Here is a 10,802-nt window from a genome sequence, read left to right as displayed (position 1 = left end):
ATTAAGCTGGAATTAAACCATAAATAGGAATGACTCGAGTTTATTGTTTTGTGACCTTCATAGTCTGTTTGTTATCATTTGCGCAAGCACAGCAGCAGGTAATGTTCACGCAGTACATGTTCAATGGTTTGGTGCTTAATCCAGCATACGCCGGTAGCCATGAATCAATTAGTGTAACTGCACTGTCCCGTATTCAATGGGTTGGTGTAGAAGGAGCTCCAAACACTCAAACACTTTCCATCCACTCGCCAGTTCCAGGGAAGAATATTGGATTGGGAGCGTTCTTTGTAAGAGATAATATTGGCGTTACTACCCAAAATAATTTCTTCTTGAGTTATGCTTATCGAATACAGATGAATAGAGGTATACTATCATTTGGACTTCAAGGAGGATTTAGTGACACACAGGTTTCATATGACGAGTTAGGTTTGTCAGATGCTAACCTCACAGGTACAGAAGGAAGTTTTAAGCCAAATTTCGGCGCGGGATTATACTACCGTACAGATAGGTTTTATGCTGGAGCTTCAGTTCCTTATATTTTAAGAAATGGATCTGAAAATGAAGCAAACTCTTTACCAACCGATATAGAAACAGAGCAAATACAACATTATTATTTTACGTCAGGTGCAGTATTTGATTTGTCTCCACTGGTGAAGTTGAAACCAAGCATCCTAGTGAAAGCGGTGTCTGGAGCTCCTTTGGAGTTTGACTTTAATGCGAATATTCTTTTGGATGAAAAATTATGGTTTGGAGTATCATATCGAAGTTTTGATTCTATTGATCTTTTACTAGAGTTACAATTGAATGAGCAGTTTAGATTGGGATATGCATATGACATCACCACTTCTAATCTTCGAAAAGTTAATTCAGGCTCTCATGAAATAATGCTCAACTATCGCTTTGTCTTTAGCAAGAGCAAAATTGTAACTCCTAGATATTTCTAAAGTAATTATCATTACCGGTGCCTAAGAATAGAATAGTTTTAAACTTTGTGATTTTTTCATTCCTCGCCGTTTTTGGTAGTGGCCTAATGCTATTTATAGTCGGTCGAATCGAAGAAAATGAAAAAGAAAAAAATCGAGTAAAACTAAAAGAGGTTAATCAGTTAGCTGTATTTGAGTTTTCAGAATCACTAAACGTCTTTTTGGCATACATGTCTGGTATCAGATCCTATCTGAAAAGTGCTGATGATTTTCCCAGTCAACAAGAATTATTTGATTTTGCACAGTATCATTTAAGAGATCTTGATAGTAGAGATTCACTGGTGATATCCTACTTAAACAAAAATCATCGGTTCATTTATTCTTTTGATCGGAATCGAATAGATCCGAGTGATCTGGTTAGTTTATCCGTCAGAGACTTAAGGGATGAATTGGAAATTGAAAGATTGGACGAATTGATGAAAGATGAAGAATTTCACCTATTTCCACCAATCAACCTTGTCGAGGGTTGGGTGGGCTTACCGCTAAACTTTAGTGTCATACGTGATAATGAAGCTATCGGCTATATAGCTGCAATTTTAAGATCCGAATCTTTAATCGAGTCGATTTATAAACAGGACATTTCAAACGAGTTCATTTTTAGTTTTCAGGTCGGTGATGAAATTTATTTCGACCGGGAAATGGTTCATGATTCTACCAAAGTCTATCATCCAAGAGTAGATAGCTCCTTCGTAAAAAATTATGCGACGAATGAGTCAGATTTTTTGTATTCAGATATTGAATTATATGGCCTTCCATTTAAAATAGGCACTGCGTATAAAAAGAATGCTACCTACGCTACTAACTTAGACTTGCTGACTTATGGTTGGTTCATTATGCTATTCCTCTTTGGCTTAAATGCTTTTTACAGAATAAATAAGTATCGCAAGTTGAATACAAGCCTTGATATGACGTTACAATCTCTTAATTATCAGCATAGCTTATTGAACAAAAAGAATAAAGAGCTTGAAGAATCAAATAATACAAAGGATAAAATTTTCTCGATCATCGGACATGACCTAAAAGCACCTTTATCGTCCATTCAATCCATCATAGAACTTATGCAGAATCAAACACTATCGAAAGCGGATAGTAAGAAAATGATGCTTAGTCTTGAGCCGGTAGTAGTGAATGCTTCTGGTTTGTTGGAGCGATTGCTTAAGTGGTCCATGATCAATACAAATAAGCTAGAAGTAAAACCTGAAGTGGTAAAACTCAAAGAGCTAAATGAGGAAATAATCAAGCTACTTCAGGTAAGTGCTAATCAAAAAAATATATCGATCATTAGCAACATTGATGCAACTATATCAGTATATGCGGATTACAACATGATTTCGTTTATCATTAGAAACATTGTTTCTAATGCTTTGAAATTCAGTAAAGAAGGATCCGAAATTCAAATTTCTTCAGAAGTTGTTGAATCTGAAAAAGTAGTTGTAAGCATTAAAGACCAGGGTGTAGGTATGTCCCAAAATCAATTGGACCAACTATTTCAAATAGGAAATAGGAAGATCAAGATAGGGACGATGGGAGAAAAAGGCTCTGGCCTTGGATTGGTTATGGTGCAAGAATTTGCAAGCCAGAATTCAATAAATATAAACGTAGAAAGCCAGGTGGGACAAGGGACTATTTTTAATCTTTCAATTCCTTCCTGCTAATTCTTATCTTTTTAATAGCCTCTTCGAATCGGCGAAGACTCAGCTCTGATTTTTTGAAATAATCAGTTATTTCCTTCTTAAATAATGAATGGATGTAATCTTGGCTAGAAGAAACGATTACAATCTTTGTGTTTGCAGGAAGTCCTGTCATGTAGTTTCCATCGAAAAGGTCCGCATCTACAAAAATGACATCAGCCTTCTTAAGATCCCTGGCTTTAATAGTGATAACTCCGTCCGTCTTAGCTATAAAGCTGATCATAAGTTCTTTGGTGAACTTATCCTTGTCGAAAACGATGCATTTTAGATTTTTCAATTATTCAGACTTTCTTAAGTCTAAAGTATGTATTGAAAGCATGATTATTAAGCTAAAATCGTTGATCTAAGCATTATGCTAGTTGGTTAGTGGAAATCGACTGTTTAAAGAGAAGCGTCAAAAAGTACTGATTTTACTCATCAGTTTCGGGCGCATAGATTGGCTGATTGGAAGAATCTTTTCTCCTATCTGAAGATTCCCTTGATCTATGTTTTTGATTTTGTCCAGACGAACGATGAACGAACGATGAACTCGAATAAACTCGTCATTCAGCCGTGACTCAATCTTGGAGAGTGTAGAATGAATAACATAAATTTTTTCTTGAGTTCCAATTTTCACATAGTCACCAAACGCCTCAAAATAGAGGATGTCTTTCGTTTTGATATTGACCAGAAGTGATTCATCTCGCACGTAAATAGATTCACCAACCTTACCATCTGTACTCGTATGGTTTTCTTTTGCTTTGGTCACGGCTTTAAGAAATCTTACATAATCGTCTATAGGCTTCACCAAATAGTCTAAAACATCAAGTTCAAAGGCTTCTACCGCATAATCCTTCTTTCCAGTAATGATTATTGTTTGAGGCACGTGCTTTAACGATTTTATTAGGTCAAATCCAGACAACTTTGGCATTTCTACATCCAATAGAAGCAGATCTGGATCGGCGCCAATTATAGCATCCAGTCCTACCATAGGATCATTAAACGCTCCTTCCAATGATAGAAATTGTGTGTTTTTGACGAAGGTCGAGATGATTTCAAGTTGAAACTTGTCATCATCTACCACGATTGTTTTCAATTGATTACTCATTGATCTTTAATTCCTCTAGTACTTTTCCAATCTCCTTTTGATGATTCAACGCTTTTTCCAGTATTCTGGATTTAGGCATGTTGAGATTAATCATTTCTTCCAGCTCTTCAGCATCGTTTCCTAATTCTTCAAGGCCTCCTAGCAAAAGACTCGACTTGTTTTTATGAGCATAAGATTTAATAGTTAGTAAGTTCTCTTCCTCAATAGATAAACTCAATACTCCGTATTCTTCTTTCAGTGTTTGATGAAAAACATCTAAGTATTTATCGATCCGTTTTTCATCAGCTCCTAGCGTTTGTTGCAATTTATCGAGAATTCGTAATTCTATACCCTTCTTAGCTTCTATTTTCATTGACGGATTTAAGTGTATGGAAAGCTTTTGATAAAAGTCTGTAGGATGAAAAGGCTTAGTAATGAATCCATCCATTCCTGATTGATAAACTTTGCTTTCTATATCGCCCATTGCAGCGGCTGTTAATGCTACGACTGGAAGTTGTTTTATAGTCTTTAATTTATGTGATCTAATTACTTTAATTGTTTCATACCCATCCATTACAGGCATTTGAAGATCTAACAACACAAGATCAATAGTGTTTTTTTCTAGAACATTTAAAGCTTCCGAACCGTCTCCGGCTTCCAATACTGCACATCCCCAGGATTCTAAGAAATCTTTAGCGATGGCCCTGTTGAATAAATTATCATCAACTAATAGTATAGATGCTTCTAGCTTTTGAAAGCCAACAGCATTTCCGCTCATTCCATGTTCTCCTAATTTTTCAGAAGATCTCGACATTATTAATTTAAAGGAGAATGTGGATCCTGCATCTACGGTGCTGTCAAGATGAATGGAGCTATTCATTAGTTCCAGCAGGCGCTTGGTGATGGTTAGACCTAGGCCGGAGCCTCCGAATTCTCTTGTCGTAGCTTTGTCAGCTTGAGTAAATACGTCAAAAATCTCATGTTGCTTCTCTTCTGGAATTCCTACGCCTGAATCCTCGATGCTAAACAATATTTCATCAAAATTATCATGGGAATTCTCTTTATGGAGTGTTAAGATTACTTGACCTTCATGCGTAAACTTCACGGCATTACTGAGAAGGTTATGCAATATTTGACTGATGCGAACTGTATCTCCTAAATAGAATTCAGAAAGAGAGTCGTCATAGGCTAAGGATACATTTATTCCTTTTTCATCTCCTTGAATTTTATAATTATTGTGGATACTAGAAGCAAGTTCATGGAGATTAAATGAAATCTTATCCATCTTGATTTTACCCTCTTCAATCTTACCAAAATCAAGGATGTCATTCAATATTGACATTAGATTATTACTGCTTTGCTCCATCATCTTCAAATATGGAATTTGGGACTCATTTGGGGATTTTGAAAGCAATAGATGTGTCGTGCCTATAATCCCATTGAGCGGTGTGCGAATTTCATGGGACATCATTGAAAGAAAGCTATCTTTTGCCTCAGAGGCTGTTTCTGCATTCTTTCTCGCACTTTTTAAAAGTTCCTTTTCTTCTTGCGCTTCTAATATTGAACCAATCCAATTGGCAAACAACTGTAAAAACTCCTTGTCGTAATAAGTGAAGTTTTGGGCCGACTTAGTTGATAAAAAATCAATAGTCCCATATTTTTTACCATTTTTAATGATCAAGGCGCCTGCGTAGACTTTGGTTTTTTCCGGTAAGCAAGGATGATTAATTACTCCATTGTTTGTTTTTGCAGAAACTAAATAAACTTCTGATTTTGAGTAAACCTCATCGCAACAAGAATTAGATAGATTGTATTTTTTTTGAGTATCAATTTCAAGTGAATCTGGATTATAGAGATTTTTGATAGTCAAGGAATCATCAGCTATTTGACTTAAGATTCCAACGTTAAGTTCAAGATGTTCAGCTACCTTTTGCAGTGCAATGTCTAAAATGATATCATTTGTAGATGGGAGTCCGGCGAGTTCGTTCAACAATGTCAAACCGTCAAGATGTTTACTCAGAATCAGCTGTTCTGCTTTTTTATCCGAAATGTCTCGGGATGAAGTCTGAAATGTCAACACTTCTCCTTTCTCGTTTAAAATGGGCTTGGTATACGATTCCATCCATAAGTATGAACCATCACTTTTTTTTATACGATATTCAATTTGTTCTATGCTATTGCCGTCAAGAGTTTCATCGTGTGGACCCCTTTGCAGTCTGGATACATCATCGGGATGTATATATTCATAAGGACTTTTACCAAGTAACTCATCCATTTGGTAGCCCAGAAGATCCTCAACAGAAGGCGAGATGTATTTATATCGACCATCGGGTTCGTGCAAGGCGATTAAATCTGTAGAGTTTTCAGATACCAGTTTATAGAGTGATTCTTTTTCTTTAAGCTCTTCCGCTAATTTTTTAGTTGCTGTAATATCTCTGGAAATACTTCTAAGGCGTACCATTCTACCTTCTTCATATTCCATTGTTGTGTTTTGAGAAATCCAGATTGGCTCACCTTTTTGCGGTTTCAGCCGATACTCATACCTACACTTTTTAGTTTTGTTTTTGAATTGCTTACCATAATAGGATTTCATTTCTCCAACATCTTCCGAATATATCATATCCCATATGGAAGTGTTGATTACCTCTTCTAGCTTTTTGCCAAGCATTTCCAGCATTCTACTATTGGCATATGTACATTTACCGTTCTCATCTAATTCAAACACACCATCTCCAAGATTTTCCATCATTGAAGTGAATTCTCTACTTATCTGGGTTCGCTTTATATTTTCCTTTCTGAGCTGAAGTAATGCTACAACCTGTCTCGAAAGAGCCCATAATGCATCCTTTTGTCCTGTAGATAAATTTCTCTCCTCATGATCTATTACACAAAGTGTACCTAGCGTAAACCCTTGATCATCTGTTAGAGGAGCTCCCGCATAAAATCGAACGTGGGGATCACCAGTAGCCAATGGATTATCATGAAATCGATCGTCTTTAAAGGCGTCTGGAACTTCTAATATCTCATCGGGCTCGTTAATTGCATGTGCGCAATAGGCTAATTGTCTTGGTGTTTCTGTTACACCTAATCCATGGTGAGACTTAAACCACTGCCGATCTTGATCAATTAGACTTATAAGTGCAATAGGAGTATCACAAATTTGGGATGCTATTTTGGTAATATCATCATAAGATTGTTCTGGAAGAGTATCCAATATTTGATACTCATCCAAAGCTATCAACCGCTCTTTTTCATTTGATGGTATTGGTGGGTTTTTCAAGCCAATTCAGTTTGATATATAAAGATAAAAATCAAATCACTAGCGTTTCTATTAAGATTGATATAACTGCTAGAATTTAGATAGACACATGGATATTGTAGTTTATCAATAGAGCATCTCATTTTCTACCTATAATATGTTGGATAAATCTCTGACACAGGCCATTACTTTTTATATGAAGTAGTGCAAATAATCATAAAGAGCCACCCTTTCGAGCAGCTCTTTAAACCTGTAACCTACCTATGATTTTTTTAAATTTTGTCCTTATTTAGATTCCCAATATTCTATCGTTGATTTTTATTTTCTTGGCTGATTTAGCAGATAAATATTTATCTAGAAGTACAAGTATTCTGAGGACAGTATAGAATCGTTTCTTTCTCATTTTATTTTTGTTATTGACAGTATAAAGTTGAAAAACTATTACCTGTATTTTGAGGGTGATTTACTGATTTGTGTATTTAAGTGAATTACTTAAATCATCCCTATCAACTGATATTAAGACATAAAAAAAGCAAGCTCAGTTACTGAGCTTGCTTTGAGGAATTTACTTTGAGTTTATTTTTTTACTTCGATTAATTTAATTCCTCCCAATCCAGAGGCGACATATAATTTGTTTCCTCTGAGAAGAATATGATTCACTGATTCATTGCTTTCAAGTTCGAGCTTTCCTAACATAGAAATTTCTCCATCCTCGTACGAAGCGACGTGTACGCCTCCTTCACCATTGCTGATAAAGACGATTCCGTCATCTGAAGTGACTGCATTGGTTATCGAATTATCCTCAAAAGTGTATTGAGATAGAAAATTTCCATCCAAATCATAAACGAGGAGCCCTTCTTTGCCTCCAGCAATAAATATGAGTTCATCATCTACATCCATTGTCATTTTAGATTCTGCATTTGAAGGAGCCAAGTGCTCGAAATCAAATTTTGCATTTAGATTGGAATCAAAGGAATTAACACTGGCGGGATTGCCGCTGAGGCAATACACAACACCATCTGCTTCCGCTACCCAGCGGGCATCTTCGATACCTCGATAGTTTTGCTGCGTTAAGTCTTCTGTGAATTGATAAACACCTCCACCAAGGGCCTTATCGTTTCCTGACGTTACATAAATACTTGAGCCTGCGTTGGTAATACTTGTAGCAGTATAGCTACCAATGTTTACCCGTGTATTATTGTCCAAAGTGAAAACTCCTTTTTGAATGGATATTTTTTCAACAAATGCAGGACTCTCAAGACTTGACGTTCCGCCAGCAAAGTATGCATCTGATCCAATGATTGTCACATCATTGATATCCGCATCATTAAACTGGATCTCAGATTTAAGCTTCAACTTCCCATCGATCAGATCAATACCACCATGGTATGTTTCCCCAGCCATATTATAGCTTACCAGGAAGCTGTTTCCACTTAAACTTACGGAAGTTGCCTGAAGCAATGAACCATTAACTGAAGGTGGAATTAACTCTGCCTTTAAGGTTAGTTCGAGATCCTTTGATTTTTTTCCAGCTGAACTGGTAATAATGTTGACTGCCTGATTTTTTTCAATCATACGTGTACTTAATGCCTCCTGATCATTGTTTATCTCAATGTCTCGTGAAGCTTCTATGTCATCCGTGTTACAGGACGAGATCATTACAAGGATTGCAAGAAAGGCCAATGCCTTGCTCATAGTGTTTTTAGTTTTCATAATTTTTAAAATTTTTCATAATCCAAAACTAAAAGTGCCATTAGTCGGATTGGAGGGGGATTTACGCATTTTTCATAATACGTTTTTTACGTAAAAATCTGAATAACGCCACGTCTAGTTTTACCAATGTATTCGAGATGAATTTGAGAATCGAATCAAACGCTTGATAAGTAAATAGGATGAACCTTAAGAAAATGAATGAGCTGAGAAAAGAAAATATGATCCCTAACATTTCTGCTAAAGAAAAAATGGTGGCAGCAAATCTGAATTCTTATACTGAAGGAGATGCTGACTTTCTTTTGGAGTTTGCGCAGAATATTTTGGATAATCTGTTGACACTAAAATCTCAACTTCCCCAAACTCTTTTGCGTGGGAATAAAAATGAATTAAGCGAGTTGGCGCACATGGTAAAACCGACTCTGGAGATCTTAGGACAAGAAGAAATATTGAAAATTCTTACAAATCTAAGGTCGGGAGGAATGTACGAACCAAGCTTGACTTCTCTTCTTAAATCTGTTAACGAAACCATTATACTACTTAAAAATATAATTAAGCGCGCGGCTACGCCGATGTACGCTGAACACTAAAACACAACAATCATGGAAAAGAAAATTTTAATATGCGAAGATGATGAAGTGCTAAGCAGCATGATCAAATTCAAATTAGGTAAAGATCGACTGGGCGATATCATTAATGTAAACAATGGCAAAGATGCTAAAGAAGCTATTGAGCAAAATGACTTTAGCCTTATCATTTCTGATATTCATATGCCTTTTATTTCAGGAATGCAATTGCTAGAGCATGTTCGGGAATTTCAGAAAAAGAACACTTCTTTCATCATACTTTCGGCCGAAGGATTAGAATCCACGGTTTTGGAAGCCTTCGATTTAGGTGTTACTGATTTTCTAACAAAACCTTTTAGCCCGGGTGAACTTTCAATGCGGGTAAAAAGACTTCTTCACGCAGCATGATGTCTCTGATCCAGCAATTCTTCGAAAGTCAGAATTCTAAATTATCCTTCGTGATAGGCATATGTGCCATATTGCTGGGATTAATATTTCTCTTGCTTTCGATGATTGTTGTCAGCAAGATTGGAAGGAAAAGGGATGAACGCTTAAGGAAAAGATATTGGCCGTACATCAAAGAGAATCTTGCATACATCGCCATTCAGTCTGTTACAAAAGAAGGATCAGAATTGGATTACAATCGAAGTTTTCGAATGCTCGCGCAGATCAAAAGAAGATCACGAAAAGTAACGCAGTGGGTTTTAGATGAGATCATCAAACAAAAAGCAAATTTGAGTGGAGAGGCAAGCAAAACCATGCTTAAAGTTTATAAAGATTTAGATCTTAAAAATCACAGTCTTCGAAAGCTTAAAAGCTATAAATGGAATGTTGTGGCTCAAGGTATTCACGAGCTTGAGCGAATGGGACAAAGAGACACATTCTTTGAATTTTACAAGTTCCTTAACTCAAGAAGCCCAGATTTAAGAATGGCAGCCAGGCTAGGTCTTACTACATTGGCACCAAATCCTTTGAGCTTTTTGGATCACTTGAAAGAAGAACTAAGCGAGTGGGAACAGATGTCGATCTATAATAGATTGAGAAATAAACAAAAAGATCAACTTCCTGATTTCTCCAAGCATTATTATCATGAGCAAAAATCTGTTGTAGAATTTTGTGTGGAGATGACTGTCAGATTCAATTATTTTGAGCTTATTCCAGACCTAATAGAGCTTTTGAAAACCAGCAATCGACGCAGTGTGGTTATAAACGCTCTAACGGAACTTGAAGCTTTTCAGGCCCTTCCATTAGTTAAGAAACTTATTTTAAATACAAGAAATTCAAACACAATTATTGCCTGCCTTAGATATCTAGCGCACATTGATGATGAAAGATGTCGGCCAATAATTGAAAAATTCTTCGAGCATGAAAGTGTAGAAGTAAGAATGGCTTCCGCCGCAGCAGCGACGGAGCTCGGACTCGAATTTGAATTCGTCTCAGCAGAATTGCAAAGCATGATTTCACACCACCAAAACGAATTAATATCATGAATGCCTGGACCATATTGACCCAAATTGTTGATTTTTT

The 10,802-nt window shown here is 36.4% G+C and carries 9 protein-coding genes; 5 read left to right on the top strand and 4 right to left on the bottom strand.

All coding sequences use genetic code 11. The features are described 5' to 3' along the window. The first annotated feature begins 29 nt into the window (after positions 1–29). Both ABJG98_RS06295 and ABJG98_RS06290 read left to right on the top strand, forming a co-directional pair. Entirely contained in the window at positions 30–944 is a 915-nt protein-coding gene (locus ABJG98_RS06295; RefSeq protein ID WP_348278639.1) for a type IX secretion system membrane protein PorP/SprF, read from the top strand. An 86-nt stretch (positions 945–1,030) separates the two neighbouring features. Further along, complete coding sequence (locus tag ABJG98_RS06290) at positions 1,031–2,638, top strand: HAMP domain-containing sensor histidine kinase (RefSeq protein ID WP_348278638.1); 1,608 nt, start codon at positions 1,031–1,033, stop codon at positions 2,636–2,638. On the opposite strand, the gene ABJG98_RS06285 is transcribed toward ABJG98_RS06290, so the two are convergent. The 4 genes from ABJG98_RS06285 to ABJG98_RS06270 all read right to left on the bottom strand — a co-directional run bounded on the left by ABJG98_RS06285 (position 2,613) and on the right by ABJG98_RS06270 (position 8,712). After that, entirely contained in the window at positions 2,613–2,951 is a 339-nt protein-coding gene (locus tag ABJG98_RS06285) for a hypothetical protein (protein WP_348278637.1), read from the bottom strand. The two genes, ABJG98_RS06290 and ABJG98_RS06285, sit on opposite strands and share 26 nt — an antisense overlap. Before the next feature lie 117 nt (positions 2,952–3,068). After that, positions 3,069–3,761 (bottom strand): LytTR family DNA-binding domain-containing protein, encoded by a 693-nt coding sequence (locus ABJG98_RS06280; RefSeq protein WP_348278636.1) that lies wholly within the window; start codon positions 3,759–3,761, stop codon positions 3,069–3,071. After that, positions 3,754–7,020 (bottom strand): PAS domain S-box protein, encoded by a 3,267-nt coding sequence (locus tag ABJG98_RS06275; protein WP_348278635.1) that lies wholly within the window; start codon positions 7,018–7,020, stop codon positions 3,754–3,756. Before ABJG98_RS06275 ends, ABJG98_RS06280 begins: the two co-directional genes overlap by 8 nt. A gap of 555 nt (positions 7,021–7,575) precedes the next feature. Beyond that, on the bottom strand, positions 7,576–8,712 hold the full coding sequence (locus ABJG98_RS06270; RefSeq protein WP_348278634.1) for a hypothetical protein: 1,137 nt from the start codon (positions 8,710–8,712) through the stop codon (positions 7,576–7,578). Between the two features lie 179 nt (positions 8,713–8,891). Between ABJG98_RS06270 and ABJG98_RS06265 the strand changes: the two genes are divergently transcribed. The 3 genes from ABJG98_RS06265 to ABJG98_RS06255 are packed head-to-tail and all read left to right on the top strand — an operon-like array spanning position 8,892 to position 10,765. Beyond that, a complete protein-coding gene (locus ABJG98_RS06265; RefSeq protein ID WP_348278633.1) occupies positions 8,892–9,299 on the top strand; it encodes a hypothetical protein in 408 nt (135 codons plus the stop codon). A gap of 12 nt (positions 9,300–9,311) precedes the next feature. Further along, positions 9,312–9,683, top strand: coding sequence for a response regulator transcription factor (locus ABJG98_RS06260; RefSeq protein WP_348278632.1), 372 nt, complete (start codon positions 9,312–9,314; stop codon positions 9,681–9,683). Continuing rightward, positions 9,683–10,765, top strand: coding sequence for a HEAT repeat domain-containing protein (locus tag ABJG98_RS06255; protein ID WP_348278631.1), 1,083 nt, complete (start codon positions 9,683–9,685; stop codon positions 10,763–10,765). Before ABJG98_RS06260 ends, ABJG98_RS06255 begins: the two co-directional genes overlap by 1 nt. Positions 10,766–10,802 lie beyond the last annotated feature (37 nt).

Origin of the sequence: Ekhidna sp. (assembly GCF_039960695.1) — a bacterium.
Taxonomy (GTDB): Bacteria; Bacteroidota; Bacteroidia; order Cytophagales; family Cyclobacteriaceae; genus Ekhidna.
The sequence above is the reverse complement of the archived record's forward strand: the minus strand, read 5'-3'. Positions and strand labels throughout refer to the sequence as shown.